Origin of the sequence: Yoonia tamlensis (genome assembly GCF_900115105.1) — a bacterium.
GTDB classification, from domain to species: Bacteria; Pseudomonadota; Alphaproteobacteria; order Rhodobacterales; family Rhodobacteraceae; genus Yoonia; species Yoonia tamlensis.
Genome location: NZ_FOYP01000001.1, coordinates 2271921 through 2289531, shown reverse-complemented (window position 1 = coordinate 2289531; position 17611 = coordinate 2271921). Strand labels below are relative to the sequence as shown.

Below are 17611 nucleotides of genomic sequence, written 5' to 3'. Positions count from 1 at the left end.
CAATTTTCCTTTACTGTGCAAAGTCGGGCAGAATATCATCTGCCAACCGCTTTAACGTGGTTTCGATATCCGCGCCATTGAACCGTAGGTTCAGCGCGACATGGTTGATTCCGAGCGATTGGATTTCGGCGAGATAGCTGCGCAGAAACCGCGTACCCGATTGAAATCCGAGATGGATAGGTTTTGCTGGTGCGTTAGCGTCACCTAAAACGTCAACATAAAGTGACTGCATTACAGGTTTGTCCATTCCGCCTGTGCTTGATATCTGCTGGCGATACTGTGCGACAACGCGTCCTTGGGTGTGCGCTTCGCGCGGATAGGTCATCCATCCATCGCCATTCTGCGCCACCCATTCGGGCGACTGTTGGCTACCACCCGTGATTAGCAGCGGGATGTGATCTGCGGTCGGCTTTGGCAGCATATCAATGCCACCCGTCAAAACGCCCGCGCCATTTTGAAACTGCGGGTAGTCTCGTGAAGCAGCGTTGATATAGTCAACACTCTCGCGAAACCGTTCGCCGCGATCTGGGTAGGTCATGTTCAACGCTGGGTATTCGTCAGGCCGATCCCCCGAAGCAACGCCTAGCAAAAGCCGCCCACCAGACAGCGTATCAGTCGTTGTCGCCGCTTTCGCAACATGTGCAGGGTGGCGCAAGGGCAGCACAACGCTGGCGATCCCAAGTGCGATGGTGCGCGTCGTCGCGGCCAGTGCGCCCAGATAGACAAACGGATCATACATCTGCCCAGCATCCCCAAAACTGGGCACATTAAACGGCACGTCGCGCAGCCATAGCGCCGAAAACCCAAGCGCCTCGGCAAGCTGCGCGCGCTCGATATGCCCTGACATGTCAGGCACCTCGGATTGAGCATAATTCGCAATCGGCACGACCAACCCAATGCCTAGACGATTGGGTTTGAAGACAGTGTTATATGCGCGGTTCAACTTGGGGAACCCAGCATTAAGGGCGGCGTCGTTCATGTGCAGTCTCGTTTTCCTGACGTTTCCCAGACTGGCATACACGTTTATAAAAGTGTATAAATGCCTCAAATTTCAATTCAGAATTCGGAAATGGGATATAATGTGATGGATACCGACGGGCTTCGGCTCTTTGTTCTCGCGGCTGAAAAGCTGAACATCAGTGCCGCAGGTCGTGAACTGGGCCTTGCGCCTGCAGTCGCCAGCGCCCGCCTGGCAAAGCTTGAGAATGAGGTTGGTGCAGATCTGTTACGACGCTCCACCCGCAAAGTGGCGCTGTCGCTTGAGGGGGCGGAGTTTCTCCCCTTTGCGCGCGAAATTTTGCAGCAGACAGACGCGGGGTTGGCAGCCCTTGGTAACGGTAAACCAACCGCGACAGGCACTTTGCGGTTTACTGCGCCAAGCACGTTTGCCCAGCTTCATGTTGTACCAATCCTGCCAGATTTCCTCGCGGCTCATCCCGATGTGACGCTTGATCTGCGCCTGTCTGACGTTCAATTCGACCTCATCGAGGGGAGCTTTGATTTGGCGTTACGCAATTCTGAATTGACAGATTCAAACCTAAAGGGGCGCAAGCTTGCCGATGATAAACGCATTCTTTGCGCATCCCCAGCGTATCTAGAAAAGCACGGCGCGCCCACGCATCCCGATGACCTCGCAGCACATCATCTGATCGCCTTTCGCGAACAAGCCGCCCGTCCGCTTATCGGGCAGGACGGCCAGACCGCCGTGTTTGATCCGCGTGCAGCATGCAGCCGTCTGATCCTAGATGACGGATTAAGCCAGAAAATTGCAACACTCGCAGGGGCCGGAATTTCTATCAACTCGTGTTGGAGCGTTTACAGCGAAATCGCGAACGGCAGCCTTGTTCGGGTTCTGCCAGAGTTTGAAATGGCCACCCGAACAGCGATTTGGCTTGTGTATCCCAAGACAAATGTTCTTTCCGCAAAGGTGCGCGTTTTCATGGATTTTTTGCTCGATCGCTTGTCCAAATCACCGATTTGGGAAGGATCTGAACAAGCATAGTTAACGCTCTTATCGTCAAAGTATCGCTTAGCTTTGCCCTCTGCTTTCGCCGTCACAACCTTTTTCGTCAGCTACACCTGTATGTATTCACTCAGGAATTCGACAAAGCACTCCCACTACATAGTCCTTTCAACTTCACCTCACTTAATTTTTCCGATTTCTTTATTGCTTCGGTCCGAAAGCAGGCATTCGCCGCGACACAGAAAAACGTAGATGTGGGCTCCTTTCGGACCTTAGCTGCATTTGCACATCCATATGATATAGTGCGACGTCAACGTCTGGTTTTCGCTATGGGAGGATATGGCGGATCGGAGGATCCATCATGCAAACACCGAACTTACCGGCCATTCGTGCGCTTCGACCCGCTTGGAACAAAGGACGTATAGTCGGTCAAAAGCTCCCACTGAAGCCCAAGCATGTCTGGGCAATACGCGTGCGGCTCGAGTTGACGGAAAACCATCGAGACCTTGCCCCGTTCAATCTGGCTATCGACAGTAAATTGCGCGGCTGTGATCTCGTCCGGATGAAAGTCGCAGATGGAATGGCGTCAGGGCAGATCAAAGCGCGTGCATCCGTACTGCAAAGCAAAACCCAAAAACCGGTTCGGTTTGAAATTTCGGAAGGCACGCAGGCATCGGTCGCAAAGTGGATGGAAGCCCCCCTGATGGTCGGGTCCGAATTTCTCTGGCCTGGACGTTTCCACGGGCGCCTGCACATCTCAACGCGTCAATATGCACGGATCGTGCGGGACTGGGTTGGGTCCATCGGTTTGGAAGTTACAGCTTCTGGCACGCATTCAATGCGACGGACGAAGGTTACACAGATTTACAAGAAGACAGGCAATCTGCGTGCCGTTCAATTGTTGCTGGGTCACACCAAGATGGACAGCACAGTGCGATATCTTGGTGTTGAGCTTGATGACGCCTTGGCAATTTCGGAGGCTATTGAAATCTAAACCTTCGGGCCGTTCGTAAGGGACGGCCCAAAGCCGCCGTCCACCGAAGATATTAGATGATGCGGTGCGGCCCGTCGAACTAGCCATTCGCTGCGGCTGCAAAATATCATCACAAGCGAACTCACAGTCAGCGGACGTCAGAAATAGCACTTCGCAAAACGCCGCTCAGCCTTCAGGTTTCCAGTCAGGCTGTGTCGCAAAAGAGATAACATCCTTCCCAAGCTGATCCCAATGTTGCTTGTCGCGCTCAAATATCACGACTTCAATGTCCAGCCCTTCGGCATCATCCATCGTGCCAAGGCTCAGTGTCAGATGATTAGGTATTCGTGTGTTCTTCCCGTAAATGGGGCTACCACAATCGGCACAAAAAGCTTTCGTAACCTGTGAGCGGTTGTCAGACAAATAACTGAACTGACTTAGTTTTCCGCTAAGGAAAACGGCATCCGAACTGAACATGGCTCCCACAGTGTGGCCTGTTCCGCTCAGTCGGCGGCATTCTTCACAATGGCATTGTGCAACGACGACTGGCGGCCCCACTGCAACATATGTGACCTCGCCGCAAAGACATCTCCCATGATATTTCTTTTCCATGAGTAGACATTACACTCGGTATCAAGATGAACAACTTCAAACGGTAGAGGAACTCGTGCCATTGAGTGCCCAGTTTCAAGCATAGCTATTTGGTCATTCAGGGCTCTGAACTGCCGTTCACCGCTTCGCAGCATCATCGCTGCTCAAGTGGCGTCGTCATGGACGGCCCATTGCTGCCGTTGGTCACAACATCTGAATGCTGCGGTCGCAGCCCGCATTGCGGACATTCGCGCAGCGTGCAGCATTTGGTGCCAGCTAGATGACCGCACTTCGGACGTTGCTGCGGTTCGCCCCATTCGCGCCAAAGTCTGCTTACAGTAGATTCTTTTAGGCGAAGCGGTCCATCTTGATGGAAGTGCTGGGGCTACTGGTTCCGTAAAGCTTCTTCGATTTTGGCCACGTCAATTTTGCCCATCTGCATCATCGCCTCAAACGCACGTTGTGCCGGGTCCCCGCCGGCGGCCAAGGCATCGATCAGCACACGAGGTATGATTTGCCAAGAGACACCCCATCTGTCCTTGCACCAGCCACAGGCACTTGCTTGCCCGTCGTTGTCGACGATTGCATTCCAGTAACTGTCAGTTTCGTCCTGATCGTCCGTGGCTATCTGAAACGAAAACGCCTCATCCTGTTTGAATGCTGGCCCGCCGTTCAGGCCGATACAGGCTACTCCCGCGACCCTGAATTGAACGGTCAAAACGTCACCGGCCTTACCTGACGGATAGTCGGTAGGCGCGAAAGACACCGCCGTGACTTCGCTGTCAGGAAAAACAGTGGTGTAAAACCTTGCGGCAGCTTCGGCGTCTTTGTCATACCAAATGCAAATAGTGTTCTTGGCGGTAGTCATGATATCACCTCCTGTTCGCTGGCCGCGGCCATATCCATCCACATGCATTCCCATACATGCCCGTCCGGATCGGCAAAGCTGCGGCTATACATCCATCCGTAATCCTGTTTGGCGTTGATATCTGGTGTGCCGTCAAATGCTGCTGCCGCGTCCAGTATTGTATCAACGGAGGCTATATCGTCGAAAGAAATCGCTAATAGCACTTCGCTTGAGGTTGCAGGCGGGATTGGGCGCTTGGTGAAAGTGCGCCATTTGTCATGGGTCAACAACATAACAAAGATTGCCTCGCTCCAAACCATACAAGCCGCTGTATCATCGGTAAATTGCGGATTGTTCTCAAACCCGATAGCTTGATAGAATGCCATTGCCTTTTGCAAATCGGTAACCGGCAGATTTACGAAAATCATCTTTGGCATTGTAGTGTCCTTTCCGTGCAGCCGACTACAGGGCTGCTGTTAGAGTAACTGGTTTAGCGGCCAATGCTGTCATAGATGCGATGTCCGCTGTCGGTCATTTGAGAGACTGGGCATATTCTTCGAGCTGCGCAGCGACTGTGCCCCAGCCATCATAAAAGCCCATGTCTTCGTGCCTCTGGCGTGCTTCGGGCGAGCGGTGACGAGCGGTCGCGGTGTAGATAGTGCCACCCTTCCCATCATCTGCGAATTCGACAATCGCCGTCATGAACGGATCAGCGGCAGGCTTCCAGCCTTCGCTGTAAGTGTCCGTGAAAACAAGGCGCTCGCCGTCAATGACTTCCAGAATGACACCCTCATTCTCCATGAGATTGCCTTCGACATTCATCGTCGTGTTGAACTTACCACCGACGCGCAGGTCGATTTCGCAAGCGTCGATGCTATGCGGTTTGGGCACAAAGAAATTTTTGATGTGCTTCGGCGTCGTCCAACACTCCCAAAGCAGCTCTTTTGGTGCATTGATCTTGCGGGTGAAGGTCAGATCGGTTTTCGGATCAAGTTTCATTTTTGGCGTTCCTGCATGAGGTTCTTCACGTAGTCATCAAAGCGGTCCAGTCGCCCTTCCCAAATCTCGCTTTGTTCGCTCAGCCATTTTTTGGCTGGAGCAAAAGCGTCGGGTGCTAGTTCGCAGGTTCGCGTTCGCCCCTGCTTTTTTGATGTGACGAGGCCCGCCACTTCCAACTTTTTCAGATGTTCCATGAATGACGGCAACGCCATGTCGTGCGGCGCAGCCAATTCGCTGACACTTGCTTCGCCTCTTGCAAGACGTTGAAGGATCAAGCGCCGCGTCGGATCTCCAAGAGCGGAAAAGCACTGGTCGAGGTTGGGGTCATACTTAGACATATACCTAAGTAACACTGCAGACTGAATGTTGTCAATAAGACTTAGGGAACATCCTAACCATTGCCATGCGAGAGCAATAGCAGACATTCGCTGCGCGGTGACGAACGAACAGTATGGGCTCGTTGCCGACATTAGATCGGTCGTAGCATTCCCGCGTCGTGAGTGTGTCACTACCGACACGAACGGCCCTTTCCAGCCGTTCGTACGGCACCGCGCTGCTGCATCGCGGCGTCCAAGAAGCGGACATCTAAAAATATGCCGATATAAGACTGACTGAGAATAACTTTTTGCGGCCAGGCTTTGCTCGTAATCGTTATGCATACTGAAAGCGGGTGTGAATAACTCAGCCGTCGCTAATGGTCGCCAACCAATCCAAAAAAACACCCAACCGTCGCAACCCCGACACGCGGGTAAGGTAGAGCGCGGAGATATTCAGCGGGTCCGCATCAAGCTGGCCAGAAAACAGCTCAATCAAACGCCCGGCCCGGATATCGTCTGCGATCATGAAATCGGAAAAACGCGCGATACCCAGACCGCCTAATACCATTTGGCGCACGGCCTCTCCATTGCCCGCGGTCAGGGCGGGGGGCACCGTCACAGGGGTGGACATAGCAGTGAAACCCAATGTGTTGATATGATCTGGCGCCGCGAACCGCACTTGCTCCAGCTGTGAGAGGTCGGCCGGTGTTTTTGGCCATCCTTTGCGATCCAGATAGTCCGGTGTAGCCACCAATTTCCAAGCCGTGCGCCCCAAGTAGCGGTGCAACATGTCGCTATCAGGCAGCCGTCCGAGCCGTATGGCAACATCCGCGTGACTGCCGATCAGATCCACCAACGAGTCTGTCATGTCGATCGAAAGCTGGATGTCCGGATACTTTGCGTGAAACTCGGCCAACCGTGGGGCGAGGACATGCAGGACGTAAGGGACCGGTGCGTTTACACGCAGTGGTCCGGCGGGGGCCTGTCCGCTGGTAGCTATCTCTTGCAGGGCTTCGCTGCGGTCCAAAATCTCGCGCGCTTCCGCCAGAACGGCTGCACCCTCGGGGGTGATCTCGATGGACCGCGTGGTCCGACGCAGCAGCGTGACTTTTAACTGCTCTTCCAACCGCGTGACTGACCGGCTGAGCGTAGAGGCCGACACCCCTCTGCGCCGTGCAGATTCAGCAAAGCCCCCATCATCGACGATCCCGACGAAGGCAGCCAAATCCCCCATGCGCAGCAATTCGTGCAGTTTTTGCAATGATCCATTCCAAACTTGTCTGTTCTCGCAATAGATAACGACAGGCATATACGGCGTCGACATCAAATTTATTGGAGAAAACCGATGCCACTTGCCCTTTGGGCGCTGACCATCAGCGCTTTCGCCGTCGGAACGACCGAGTTCGTTATCGTCGGTCTGTTGCCCACCATCGCCGCCGATCTTGGCGTTTCCATCCCTTCCGCTGGCCTCTTGGTCAGCCTCTATGCGCTTGGCGTGACCATCGGTGCGCCGGTGCTGACGGCCATGGCTGACCGGGTGCCTCGTAAGACGCTGTTGCTGCTCTTGCTGGCGCTGTTCACGCTCGGCAATGCTTATGCCGCCTTCGCGCCGGACTACGGCAGCCTTGTCGCTGCGCGCTTTATTACTGGTCTCGCTCACGGCGTGTTCTTTGCCATCGCCTCGACCATTGCCACCGATCTGGTGGAGCCCGAAAAGGAAAGCTCTGCCATCGCACTGGTGTTCCTTGGCCTGACCGTCGCGCTTGTGACGGGTGTGCCTTTGGGGACGTTCATCGGCCTGAACTTTGGCTGGCAGTCGACCTTCCTTGGCGTTGTCGTGCTGGGTGTAATCGGCTTTATCGCTTCTGCCGTGCTGGTGCCTGCCAATCTGACCAAGGCTGCGTCAGCGGGGATCAAGGCACAGTTACAGGTGCTGACCTCACCTCGTCTGTTGCTGGTCTATCTGATCACGGCTGTGGGGTATGGCGGCAACTTCATCGCCTTTACCTTCCTTGCGCCGATGCTGAACGAAGTCACGGGTCTGTCCGCAGGCGCGGTCAGCCTTGTGCTGCTGCTTTACGGTGCATCTGTCGCCGTGGGGAACATCGCAGGCGGCAAGCTGGCCGACCGTATCGGTGCAGTGCCGTCCTTGACCGTGATCTTTGCTGGCCTTGCCATATCACTCGTCGCACTCGGCGCGTTCCTAACCAGCCCGATTGCAGCCGTTGCGGTTGCGGCCTTCTGGGGTGGTTTTGCCTTCGCCAACGTGCCGCCGCTGCAGTCTTACGTCGTGCAAATCGCCCGCGAAGTCTCGCCCGGCGCGGTTGATGTGGCGTCCGGTTTGAACATCGGTGCGTTCAACCTCGGCATTGCCGGCGGCGCATGGGCTGGTGGACTTGTGGTGGAAAGCATCGGCCTTGCCGCTGCGCCTTACATCGCCGCTGGTGTGGTGGTTGTCGGGATCGTTCTGGTGCGCCTGTCTGGTCGCTTGAACGCAACAGCACCCCAAACTGTTGCTGCTGAATAACCTCATTTGCCCCGCCGTATCTAACGTGCGGCGGGGCAGACCAATGAACAGGAGGTTCGTATCATGTCTGCCCTAAATCTGATTTACAAAGACCGCATGACTTTTGGCATTGAATTGCCGCTGGACCGCGACTGGTCTGAAGCCGGTCAACGCCGTGCCCGTATCGAGGGTCGCCCCTTTGGTGTGCCGGACATTTCAAACCCCGCCAAGGGCGTGGAATTGGCCGAGAGCCTTGGCTTCGATGGGGTCTGGCTGCGGGACGTACCGGTTCACGATCCAAGCTTCGGGGATGCAGGGCAGGTGTTTGACCCGTTTCCCTATCTCGGCTTTCTTGCCGGCCGCACGCGGCGCATTGCGCTTGGCACTGCGGGTATCGTCCTGCCGTTGCGCGATCCAATCCTGCTGGCCAAGATGACCGCCAGCTTGCACCATCTGTCGGGTGGGCGGTTGATCCTTGGCATCGCGTCGGGGGATCGTCCGGTGGAATACCCTCTTATGGGTCTCGACTATGAGGTCCGCGGAGCCGCCCTGCGCGATCGCGTCGACCAGATGCGCAACCTCTGGTCAGGGGATGCGCTGCAAGGACCGCAAGGTCCGGTCACCGTGCGCCCCTATGTGCCGGAAGGTATCCCGATGGTCATGGCCGGAATGGGCCAGCAAAGCCTGCAATGGATCGCCCGCACATTGGACGGCTGGTTCACCTATCCCGGCCCTCCTGATCAGGCCGAGCGCCGCCTCTCAATATGGCGTCAGGCGCGCACAGATGCTGGCCTTCCCTCTGCGCCGGTCCTGACCGCCATGCATTTGGACCTTGACCCTGATCCCGATGCGCCCTCTCGGCCAATCCAGTTCGGGGGCCGTATCGGTCGCAATGCGCTCATTTCACATGTTCAATCGCTGCACGCTGCAGGGGTCGCCCATATCGCCTTTAACCTGCGCCAATCACAACGCGAAATCGAAGACGTTCTGGCCGAGTTGGCCGAGCACGTCATACCTGAGTTTGCACAAGAAAACACAATGGAGATAGCACAATGAGTATCACCCTGATCGGCCCTGCCCAAATTCCATCCATGGGGTTCGGCACCTTTCAACTTGAGCAAGATACCGTAGCCGATATGGTGGCCGCGGCCCTTTCCGAAGGGTTCCGCCATATTGATACGGCGCAGGCCTATGAAAACGAAGCGCAAGTCGGCGAAGGTTTGCGTCGCGCCGATGTCCGCCGCGGTGATGTGTTCCTCACTACAAAAATCCTGCCCGAGCACTTCTCGCCAGAAGCCTTCACCGCTGCCACCGAATTGTCTTTGAAACGATTGGGGACGGATTATGTAGACCTGCTTTTGCTGCACTGGCCCTCAAAAGATGTGCCGATTGCCGACACCATTGGCGCGCTAAATGATCTGATTGCTGCGGGCAAAGTTCGCCATGGGGGCGTGTCGAATTTCACCATGGATATGGTCAACCAAGCACAGGCTGCGCTGAACACGCCACTGGCCGCCAACCAGATCGAACTGCACCCACTGATCGACCAAACACGGATGATCGCTCACCTCGCCAGCAAAGGCATTCCAGTTGAAGCCTATTCGCCGCTGGCGCAAGGTAATGTCATGGGGAACGCCACGTTGCGCGAGATTGCCGCCGCGCATGACGCAAGTTCGGCCCAGATTGCCCTGGCCTGGATTCTGACGCGCCCAATGAGCATCGCGTTGCCGCGGACCGCCAATATAAACCGGCTTGCCAGCAATCTGCGTGCAACGGAAATCATGTTGAGCGCCGAAGAGATCGCCCGAATTGATGCCCTTGGTACTGCCGAGGGGCGGTTGGTAAGCCCAGAGACACTTGCCCCAGCTTGGGATTGATCATTCACTGGTCCTGCAGAAACACTGCAGGACCTATACCCGTCGACTTCAGCCTTCGGCCCATTGCGGCCATTGGCCCGTCGTCGGGCATACCGCGATGCAGCCAGTCATTGCCGACTTTCACTGCGAACGCACCAGCTTGTCACGCGGTGATAATGGATCGATTGTAAACCCCATATGTTTGTTGGCCTTGTTTACTTCGGCGGTTCCTGCACCCTGAGGTTTAATTGCTTGGTTCAGCAATTTGTCAGATCAACTGTAGCTGTGCAAAAAAAGGCGACGCCTTGGCGCCGCCTTTTTGTGTAGGTTCTAGCGTTCGGATTAGAACACCATTTCGAATCCGAGCTCCAACCCGAAACTTTCAAAATCATCAGTTCCAATGCCATCGTAGTTGGCTTGCGCGCTGAATATCATGCCGTTGTGCATGGCAAATGTACTGCCAAGATGGACGCTTGCACGTTTGCCTTCAAAATTTGGTGTTAGTGTTTCCGCAAATCCTGTGCCTTCAGTCTTGGACCAACTTCCTGCAATGCCACCCGTCAACGTTAACGCGCCGTTTTCCAGCACAAAGGCTTTTGCAACATCCAGACCAAGGGCCACATTTTGAACGGTAATGCTTTGCTCTGGGATGTCTTGGTCGGCGTTATCAGTAAACGCCCCTTGGGTGTCTTCAAGGTGCGTGGCCGTAAGGCTTGGCGTGAACGTCAGATCATCATATTCTAACTGCCCCGCAACCTTAAGACTGGCCAGCGTGCGGTCAGTATCAAAAGCTTGTGCATCGGCATCACCAATCGTCACTGTGTTCTCGGTCCGGCCAACCAAATAGCGGCCTTCAAAGTAAAGTGGATGGTCAGGCAATTTTGCGACAATATATGGCCCTACAAGATACCCATCGCCTTGGGTGGTGTTCTCGCCGTTTTCTTGTTTGATTGTATCAAACTGAAGCATCCCACCGATAAGCAGATCAGGATTGACGGCGTAATGGGCGCCCGCGACACCAAAGAAATAGCTGTTAGCGATGTCTCCGTTTTCCGACCAATCACCGCGCACACGCGCCCAAATTGGGCGCCCGCCAGATGTGGCAAGTTCAAACGTGCCGTTACCGGATGTGGCATTGACGTTGAAAGCACCCGTTGCGCTGCCAGACAAGAAGCCAATCAAATCTGGTTGCGCTGCTATCAGATGGCGCGCGCGCTCTTGCATGAGGTTGCTGATTTCGGTCTGAATTTGTTCGACGGTTGGGTCGGTGCTGGGCGTAATAACGTTTCCGCTGTAAAGGTTGATATCAATATGTGCACCATGGGTCGCCCCTCGCGTTGGGTTCAAAAAGCCTGATGGATTCGAGTTGGCTGCGATACTTGTGACTACGCCCTGCGTGCCGCCCGTTCCACAACACCCGATTTCAGTGCCCACATCAGTTGTTACCCCAATAAAATAATTGTTTCCGGGAACCAATGTCAAAGAAAGCGCAGGGCTAAGCGCTTCGTGATATCCGATGTCGATAGAAGCAACGCTGCCGGATTGATAGATGAGCGTCGCGTCTTCAAAGACGACAAAGTTTACATTCCCATCCGCCACAAGATCCAAGCCGACGCCAAATTGCGTGAGTTGCATCGCTGCTGATACTGTGAACTGGCCTGCAACCCCCTCGTTCACACCCCTGGACGTGCGAGTGCTGTCAGCACCGCTGCCGTCATATTCTAGTGTTGTTTGTGCAATCGCGCTTGTTGCTTGCGTAACACCAATCTACATCAACGCGGCACATGTCGCTATTGCCCGCGCTCTTGTTCCAATGCTGGAACTTATAATCTTCGAACTCATTCAACTTTTCTCCCAAGAACTTCCACATTTTTACTTTGCAATCACGTTAATGACAGGTTCCCAAAATCTCTCCGAAACCCGCTCTTCTGTCGATTGGGCATGGGCAATTTCAAAAGCGCAACTCAGGACAAACTTCTTTAACGTAGTTTTAGGAAATCACGCATGATGGTGGCAATATTGTGCTCAGATAGTGGTGGTAAGTGGATGCGGCGCAGCGAATTATCTGAGCAGTGAAACTGTGTGGTTGTAGTGGTGTTGAGCAAGTCTTGTAGGTAAAGCGTTTTCGCGCGTTTGTTTATATAATGCAGCTTTGCTCACAGCCCAAGGGTGTGGCTGGCTGCATTGTTGTGTAAGAAAGAAAATCTTCCGACCTGCGCAGGGAAATTGCCGTTTCAATTACACCCGCCGCGACACCCGTGAAAAAAGGCGTCAGTCGGTTACAGAATACCCCCAGAGAAAACATCATATTGCATCTTTTGCAAATGACAGTGAACTGAACCGTAACTTGGCTGGATGAACCACATAAGGTGCTTCACCTTATCGCCAGTTATCGTGGAGAGCGGAATATCTCCCCAGAACTCGATTGCGATTTTGCTAGTCGCTGAAAAATTTCCGCTCCATTTCTTTTGATGTTGCGTTATCCATGGCGTTTTTTACGGCTGCCGTGAGCATGACTTGCTCTTTGATGAAGCGGTCGAAATCCTTCTTCTCTTCATCGGAGAGTAGGTTTGCTGCAGCAACGCGAATATCTCCACCGTCGAGCGCGTTAATCTCTGTTTGGATAATTTGACGTTTAAGCGACGTTGCCTGATGTCCGATATCGGGGGCGACCGGAGAAGGTGATGGCACAGATATCGCTTTTCCTGTGACCTGAGCCCCTGAATCTTCACCAGTTTTGTGTAGAGTCCGCCCGACACAAGGACGGACAAATGAAGGCACGATTTACGGACGAACAGATCATCGCAATGATCAAAGAGCAGGAATCTGGTGAGAAGACCGCAGATGTATGTCGGCGGCACGGGATCAGTTCTGCGACATTCTACAAATACAAATCGAAGTATGGCGGGATGGAACCCTCAGATGCAAAGCGTCTGCGTGCGTTGGAGGATGAGAACGGTAAGCTGAAGAAGTTGCTGGCTGAGCAGTTGCTGGACAACGCGATGCTGCGAGACATCAACTCAAAAAAATGGTGACGCCCGTTGGGAAGCGGAAAGCGGTGGCGCATCTGATGGACGTTCATCAGGTCAGCCAGCGACGGGCGTGTGATGTGCTTCAAGTTGGTCGGTCATCGGTGAGGTATCTGTCGCGCCGTGGCGATGATGTTGAGCTAAGCGATGCCATCAAGCGGGTTTCGAGGGAAAGGCGACGGTTTGGTTGCCGCCGTGTTCACGTGATGATCGCGCGAGAGGGTTTTGTGGTGAACCACAAGAAGGTGAGGCGCATTTATACCGAAGAGAAGCTTCAGGTGCGCCGCAGAGGCGGCAGAAAGCGTGCTTTGGGCACTCGGAAGCCGATGGTGTTACCTGATGAACCAAACCAGCGTTGGAGCTTGGATTTCGTGTCTGATGCGCTAACAGACGGTCGCCGCTTTCGCATTCTGGCAGTTGTTGATGACTACAGTCGCGAGAACTTGGCACTGGTCGCGGACACATCGCTGTCAGGGCATCGTGTTGTTCGAGAACTGGATCGCATTATCGCTGAACGTGGTATGCCAAAAACGATTGTGTCGGATAACGGCACCGAGCTCACCAGCATGGCGATCCTGAAGTGGGTTCAGGATACGGGCATTGATTGGCACTACATCGCGCCAGGAAAGCCTCAGCAGAACGGCTTCATCGAAAGCTTCAACGGCAAGCTACGTGATGAATGCCTCAATGAAACGCTGTTTGGCACATTAGCTGATGCACGCGAAACGCTGGAAGAATGGAAAGAGGATTACAACTGGCGCAGACCACATTCAGCACTAGGAAACCTGACGCCGATGGAATTCTTGCAGAGAAAGGTGATGGACAAGATGGCCGCCTAAGGTCACAGAATTAAACCCAAGGACTCCGCGAAAAGCTGGAGGGAACTTGGGGCGCAGGTCAAAGTCTTAATATCTTGCACCGTGTATTGTCGTATCCGGACCCTGCTTTCCTCAACTCTTAGGTCACTGCGTAAGTTCTTGATGAGCGAATCGGTTCAAAAAGTATGGCTGCTTTGTGGGCCGCAATCGCAGCATTCGTCACGCTTACTGGAAGTCGCCTTTGGGCCGTCCGTGTAGTGGAACAAACGCCATTTTTTGACTATGCTTCGATCGGTTTAATGACGGCAATGAGCCCTAAGCGTTCACTAATAATGCTTCTCGAATCCTGCAACGGGAGGGTAGATCGTGTGAACGCGGGAAGAAGAGTGAGAAGATCCATTGAGTAAATCAGATTACATCTTGAGGTCGCTGTCAAAGCTTTCGAGCAAGCGATGGGAGCATTACGTTATAAACCGCCTTTTTCACAGACTGAATGATCCAGAAGTTGAGTTTGTATGCCAACAATGCATACGAAAAGGTGATAAATACTATTTGGCGGACATCTTTTTCCCGCAGTTCGACCTTTACCTCGAGATTGATGAAGCTCACCATGACGGTGACAATGCACTTATTAACGATGCCCTCCGCCGTTTTGATATAGCAGAGGCGTCGGGGCTTACAGAAGTTAGGATCTCCACCAGCGGCGTTTCAATTGAACAGGTAAATGCCAGTATTGAGGAGTTCATAGATCTTATACGTCGGCGAAAATCCGAGGTCAGCGACTTTGACGCTTGGGACTACGAGGGGCGATACAAACCTGAAGCCCATATTGCTCGAGGCTACATTACGATTGGCCCCCACTCCGTCTTTAGATATCAAAAAGATGCTCTGAGATGTTTTGGATACACCAAAGGTCATTTTCAACGCGGTGTGTGGAATCTTCCGGCTGAGGTCGTTGACGAAATTGAACTAACCGGCGCGTGTATGGTTTGGTTTCCGAGGCTCTATGAGCAGAAAAGATGGTGGAACTCCCTGTCTGAAGGCGGGTGCATAATTACAGAGATCAACAAGAACCCGGAAGAAACGTATTCTGAGCGTTGGGACCGGCGTATTGTGATGGCGCGCTCGCGAAATGCTCTGAACCAAACACTATATCGCTTCGTCGGCGTTTTTGAGGTCATTCCCGACTTTAGTAGCGGGAACGAACACCGGTTTCGAAGAATTTCAAAAAGTGTGAAGACCATATCTTTGGCAGATCTGCACAGAGCATCAGGCGTCTGAAGTGTCCGCTCTGCCGACCTCTGGGCCCGAAAATGCTGCAAGATGGACGAATGGCCGGTCTGGTGAAGCTGCGATGCGGCAAGGGGCCGAAGCCGAAGGGCCGGAATGGGCCGTTACGCCTCCCCTGAATGCTCTAGGGCTTCAATCGCATAGTTGAGCGCATCAGCAGTGGTTGAGGTGATCATACGAAAATCATCCATCGCGACGGCTGGAATAAGAAATCTCTTGTCCGTTTGGCCCGTCGAAATATGTCCTAAATACTGTTCCATGCCCTCCAAGCTGATCAAAGCATTAACAACGACGTCAACTTCACCCAATTCTAGCAACCCAAGTTCACCAGCCAGATCTTCCGAAAAGAGCTTATGAATTTTCCCAACTGATAGATGATCGCCAACTGGACCCTTCGCTTCGAGGTTGGCCTTGAGCGCGCGCGCGTAGTTGCGAAATTCAGCCGCCAAAATACGCCGCAAGGTCATTCGCCGACTGTCCAAATGTCTCCGATACTCTTCATTCGAGTGTTTTGCATTGGCTCGCAACGTCCAAATGACGCCTAGGAATCCAACAGCACCAACAAGTACGTTTTGAAAGCGATCGATAACGTCGATGATTTCGGGACTAATCAATTTTCTGCCTTTTCTTAGAACTGGAAGTTGCACTGCAGCGACAATGATCTGAGCCAATGACGGCTTCTGGCCGTCCACGTATTGTGCCCAGAGCCGTCCCTTAGCGATGGGCGACGTTACCCAAAACCCAATATGTGTACGGTCTCCTCATCTCCCCGAGAATCTAAACGTACTTCTTGAATCAAAATTGATCCTACCGTTGTCTCTCCCGGACGGGCAACGAATTCCTGTCCCACTATCGGTAGTTCAATTAGTTCGCGGCGCTTACGCTGTATCTCTATCATGATGTCCTCCATCGCTTATGACACGAAACCTTTATCATCGCGATGGCGCTTTGTGCGTCAAATATGACAGCGTAAGGAAAGTCTGATTTGATACGATACATAGCAGAAGCGCTTCGGCGCGTGAATGTCCGGTTTGGGCCGTGATTGACGGACGCACCTATTGGATCAGCGCAATACTGCGCGTTAGAGAAAGTCAGTTTCGAGCCCAAAATGAAGGATGCTGCACGCGGAAGGAACGGTCGGGCCATCGCGTCAGCTGAGGATCTGCCTTGCTCCTAATTTTACTATTTGTACATGAGGATCTAAAACCAACTAACCGTCTGGCGAGCGAAGTCCAACAACTTTCATGAAGGCATCTACCATGTCCACCAAAGCGCAGCTGCACTCTCGTAATCAACACTCAGAAGGCTACGACTTTTTGCGTTTAGTGGCGCAGACGCCTGAACTTGAAGCTTTCACGATCAGCAATCCACGCGGTCAGACAACGATTGATTTTCAAAATGCGAGCGCTGTCCGTATGCTTAATCGGGCACTATTAAAGACGCATTACAATATTGATTTTTGGGATATCCCTGCCGGCTATCTATGCCCACCAATTCCCGGTCGTGTCGACTACATCCACTATCTCGCGGACTTGCTCGCCGACAGCAATAATCAAGACATCCCGCGTGGGCGTCAAATCAAAATGTTAGACATCGGCACCGGTGCGAGCCTAGTTTACCCCCTGACGGGCCAGAGCGAATACGGCTGGAACTTCACTGGCGTCGATATCGATGCGGGTGCTCTGAAATCGGCAAGGCAAATTTGTGAATTTAACAAGTTGAAAATCACCCTTAGGCGACAAAATAAACCTGAGAATATCTTTAGAGGCGTGATCGAAGCAAACGATACTTTTCACGCAACCATGTGCAACCCGCCTTTTCATTCGTCCATGGAACAAGCGAATAAAGGCACCCAACGCAAGTGGGCGAACCTTGGAAAAGGGCATTCAAAAAAGCTCAATTTTGGCGGTCAAAACGCTGAACTTTGGTGTCCGGGTGGCGAGATAAAGTTTATCGCCCGCATGGTTGAGCAGAGCATGGAGTTCGCCGACCAGTGTCTGTGGTTTACCTCGTTGGTTTCGAAAAAAGACAATCTCCAACCACTCTGCCGAATTTTAGAAAAAGCTAGGGTTGCTGATTTTAAAGTCGTCCAAATGGCTCAGGGGCAAAAAACAAGTCGTTTTGTTGCTTGGACTTACATGAAGAAAGATCAGCGTTTCTTATTTGCGAATAGAGCTTGGGTATAGAGGCCCCTTTGGCGAAGTTCTACAATGCAGCTCAATGTCGGCAACGGGCCGTAAACACCCCCCAGCCCCCCACCAAAACCGCGCAACCTTCCGTATCTAAAATGATACCAATCAAAGGAGGGTTACTCATGCGTATCTTATCAGCCCTAGTAGCGGGCTTTCTTTCATCACCGCCACCCAAGGCCGTGCTGGCCACGCTCGTATGGCTTGGCGGGCGTTCGCACCCTGTCATCACC

19 protein-coding genes are annotated in these 17611 nt (G+C 53.3%); 9 read left to right on the top strand and 10 right to left on the bottom strand.

The window, feature by feature from the left end; genetic code table 11:
* Positions 1-10: 10 nt before the first annotated feature.
* The gene (locus tag BM320_RS11725) at positions 11-979 is read right to left on the bottom strand and encodes an LLM class oxidoreductase (protein ID WP_090200119.1); all 969 of its coding nucleotides are present in this window, start codon (positions 977-979) and stop codon (positions 11-13) included.
* 105 nt (positions 980-1084) lie between these two features.
* Here BM320_RS11725 and BM320_RS11720 point away from each other — a divergent pair, with 105 nt between their 5' ends.
* Positions 1085-2002, top strand: coding sequence for a LysR family transcriptional regulator (locus tag BM320_RS11720; protein WP_090200117.1), 918 nt, complete (start codon positions 1085-1087; stop codon positions 2000-2002).
* 322 nt (positions 2003-2324) lie between these two features.
* Positions 2325-2957, top strand: a complete 633-nt coding sequence (locus BM320_RS11715; RefSeq protein ID WP_090200115.1) for a tyrosine-type recombinase/integrase — start codon at positions 2325-2327, stop codon at positions 2955-2957.
* A gap of 165 nt (positions 2958-3122) precedes the next feature.
* Here BM320_RS11715 and BM320_RS11710 read toward each other — a convergent pair whose 3' ends face one another.
* The 6 genes from BM320_RS11710 to BM320_RS11685 form a co-directional block, all read right to left on the bottom strand.
* Complete coding sequence (locus BM320_RS11710) at positions 3123-3548, bottom strand: GFA family protein (protein ID WP_090200114.1); 426 nt, start codon at positions 3546-3548, stop codon at positions 3123-3125.
* 364 nt (positions 3549-3912) lie between these two features.
* Complete coding sequence (locus BM320_RS11705) at positions 3913-4395, bottom strand: VOC family protein (RefSeq protein ID WP_090200112.1); 483 nt, start codon at positions 4393-4395, stop codon at positions 3913-3915.
* Positions 4392-4811 carry a VOC family protein gene (locus BM320_RS11700; protein WP_090200110.1) on the bottom strand — a complete coding sequence of 140 codons (420 nt, stop codon included), beginning with the start codon at positions 4809-4811 and terminating at the stop codon, positions 4392-4394. Before BM320_RS11700 ends, BM320_RS11705 begins: the two co-directional genes overlap by 4 nt.
* A gap of 94 nt (positions 4812-4905) precedes the next feature.
* Complete coding sequence (locus tag BM320_RS11695) at positions 4906-5373, bottom strand: SRPBCC family protein (RefSeq protein ID WP_090200108.1); 468 nt, start codon at positions 5371-5373, stop codon at positions 4906-4908.
* Positions 5370-5711, bottom strand: a complete 342-nt coding sequence (locus tag BM320_RS11690) for an ArsR/SmtB family transcription factor (RefSeq protein WP_090200624.1) — start codon at positions 5709-5711, stop codon at positions 5370-5372. The genes BM320_RS11695 and BM320_RS11690 overlap by 4 nt, the downstream gene beginning before the upstream one ends.
* Positions 5712-6054: 343 nt before the next feature.
* Positions 6055-6951 (bottom strand): LysR family transcriptional regulator, encoded by an 897-nt coding sequence (locus tag BM320_RS11685; protein ID WP_090200622.1) that lies wholly within the window; start codon positions 6949-6951, stop codon positions 6055-6057.
* A gap of 84 nt (positions 6952-7035) precedes the next feature.
* On the opposite strand from BM320_RS11685, the gene BM320_RS11680 reads away from it, so the two are divergent.
* The 3 genes from BM320_RS11680 (at position 7036) to BM320_RS11670 (ending at position 10073) form a co-directional block, all read left to right on the top strand.
* Positions 7036-8217, top strand: a complete 1182-nt coding sequence (locus BM320_RS11680) for an MFS transporter (protein ID WP_090200106.1) — start codon at positions 7036-7038, stop codon at positions 8215-8217.
* 63 nt (positions 8218-8280) lie between these two features.
* On the top strand, positions 8281-9252 hold the full coding sequence (locus BM320_RS11675; RefSeq protein WP_090200104.1) for a TIGR03571 family LLM class oxidoreductase: 972 nt from the start codon (positions 8281-8283) through the stop codon (positions 9250-9252).
* Complete coding sequence (locus BM320_RS11670) at positions 9249-10073, top strand: aldo/keto reductase (protein WP_090200102.1); 825 nt, start codon at positions 9249-9251, stop codon at positions 10071-10073. Before BM320_RS11675 ends, BM320_RS11670 begins: the two co-directional genes overlap by 4 nt.
* Before the next feature lie 321 nt (positions 10074-10394).
* Here the strand turns inward: BM320_RS11670 and BM320_RS11665 are convergent, their stop codons facing one another.
* Positions 10395-11687 (bottom strand): autotransporter outer membrane beta-barrel domain-containing protein, encoded by a 1293-nt coding sequence (locus BM320_RS11665; protein WP_090200100.1) that lies wholly within the window; start codon positions 11685-11687, stop codon positions 10395-10397.
* A 58-nt stretch (positions 11688-11745) separates the two neighbouring features.
* Here BM320_RS11665 and BM320_RS16305 point away from each other — a divergent pair, with 58 nt between their 5' ends.
* Entirely contained in the window at positions 11746-12060 is a 315-nt protein-coding gene (locus tag BM320_RS16305) for a hypothetical protein (RefSeq protein ID WP_131802391.1), read from the top strand.
* 428 nt (positions 12061-12488) lie between these two features.
* On the opposite strand, the gene BM320_RS11660 is transcribed toward BM320_RS16305, so the two are convergent.
* A complete protein-coding gene (locus BM320_RS11660; protein ID WP_090200099.1) occupies positions 12489-12743 on the bottom strand; it encodes a hypothetical protein in 255 nt (84 codons plus the stop codon).
* Between the two features lie 80 nt (positions 12744-12823).
* Here BM320_RS11660 and BM320_RS11655 point away from each other — a divergent pair.
* Together BM320_RS11655 and BM320_RS11650 are read left to right on the top strand one after the other, a co-directional pair.
* Positions 12824-13920 (top strand): IS3 family transposase gene (locus tag BM320_RS11655; protein WP_090200097.1). Its coding sequence is split into 2 segments (ribosomal slippage): positions 12824-13073 and positions 13073-13920, totalling 1098 coding nucleotides; the frame shifts between segments, so codons are not numbered across the junction.
* A gap of 378 nt (positions 13921-14298) precedes the next feature.
* Positions 14299-15180: an AbaSI family restriction endonuclease gene (locus tag BM320_RS11650; protein ID WP_090200096.1), complete on the top strand. Its 882-nt coding sequence runs from the start codon at positions 14299-14301 to the stop codon at positions 15178-15180.
* A 113-nt stretch (positions 15181-15293) separates the two neighbouring features.
* Here BM320_RS11650 and BM320_RS11645 read toward each other — a convergent pair whose 3' ends face one another.
* On the bottom strand, positions 15294-15860 hold the full coding sequence (locus BM320_RS11645; protein ID WP_131802389.1) for a hypothetical protein: 567 nt from the start codon (positions 15858-15860) through the stop codon (positions 15294-15296).
* A 588-nt stretch (positions 15861-16448) separates the two neighbouring features.
* Between BM320_RS11645 and rlmF the strand changes: the two genes are divergently transcribed.
* Positions 16449-17375 carry a 23S rRNA (adenine(1618)-N(6))-methyltransferase RlmF gene (rlmF, locus tag BM320_RS11635; RefSeq protein ID WP_207496877.1) on the top strand — a complete coding sequence of 309 codons (927 nt, stop codon included), beginning with the start codon at positions 16449-16451 and terminating at the stop codon, positions 17373-17375.
* Positions 17376-17611 lie beyond the last annotated feature (236 nt).

Bases quoted from the DNA above. Each gene is read 5' to 3' on its own strand.
- BM320_RS11725 (WP_090200119.1), bottom strand. From the start codon at position 979: ATGAACGACGCCGCCCTTAATGCTGGGTTCCCCAAGTTGAACCGCGCA.
- BM320_RS11720 (WP_090200117.1), top strand. From the start codon at position 1,085: ATGGATACCGACGGGCTTCGGCTCTTTGTTCTCGCGGCTGAAAAGCTG.
- BM320_RS11715 (WP_090200115.1), top strand. From the start codon at position 2,325: ATGCAAACACCGAACTTACCGGCCATTCGTGCGCTTCGACCCGCTTGG.
- BM320_RS11710 (WP_090200114.1), bottom strand. From the start codon at position 3,548: ATGGAAAAGAAATATCATGGGAGATGTCTTTGCGGCGAGGTCACATAT.
- BM320_RS11705 (WP_090200112.1), bottom strand. From the start codon at position 4,395: ATGACTACCGCCAAGAACACTATTTGCATTTGGTATGACAAAGACGCC.
- BM320_RS11700 (WP_090200110.1), bottom strand. From the start codon at position 4,811: ATGCCAAAGATGATTTTCGTAAATCTGCCGGTTACCGATTTGCAAAAG.
- BM320_RS11695 (WP_090200108.1), bottom strand. From the start codon at position 5,373: ATGAAACTTGATCCGAAAACCGATCTGACCTTCACCCGCAAGATCAAT.
- BM320_RS11690 (WP_090200624.1), bottom strand. From the start codon at position 5,711: ATGTCTAAGTATGACCCCAACCTCGACCAGTGCTTTTCCGCTCTTGGA.
- BM320_RS11680 (WP_090200106.1), top strand. From the start codon at position 7,036: ATGCCACTTGCCCTTTGGGCGCTGACCATCAGCGCTTTCGCCGTCGGA.
- BM320_RS11675 (WP_090200104.1), top strand. From the start codon at position 8,281: ATGTCTGCCCTAAATCTGATTTACAAAGACCGCATGACTTTTGGCATT.
- BM320_RS11670 (WP_090200102.1), top strand. From the start codon at position 9,249: ATGAGTATCACCCTGATCGGCCCTGCCCAAATTCCATCCATGGGGTTC.
- BM320_RS11665 (WP_090200100.1), bottom strand. From the start codon at position 11,687: ATGCAACTCACGCAATTTGGCGTCGGCTTGGATCTTGTGGCGGATGGG.
- rlmF (WP_207496877.1), top strand. From the start codon at position 16,449: ATGTCCACCAAAGCGCAGCTGCACTCTCGTAATCAACACTCAGAAGGC.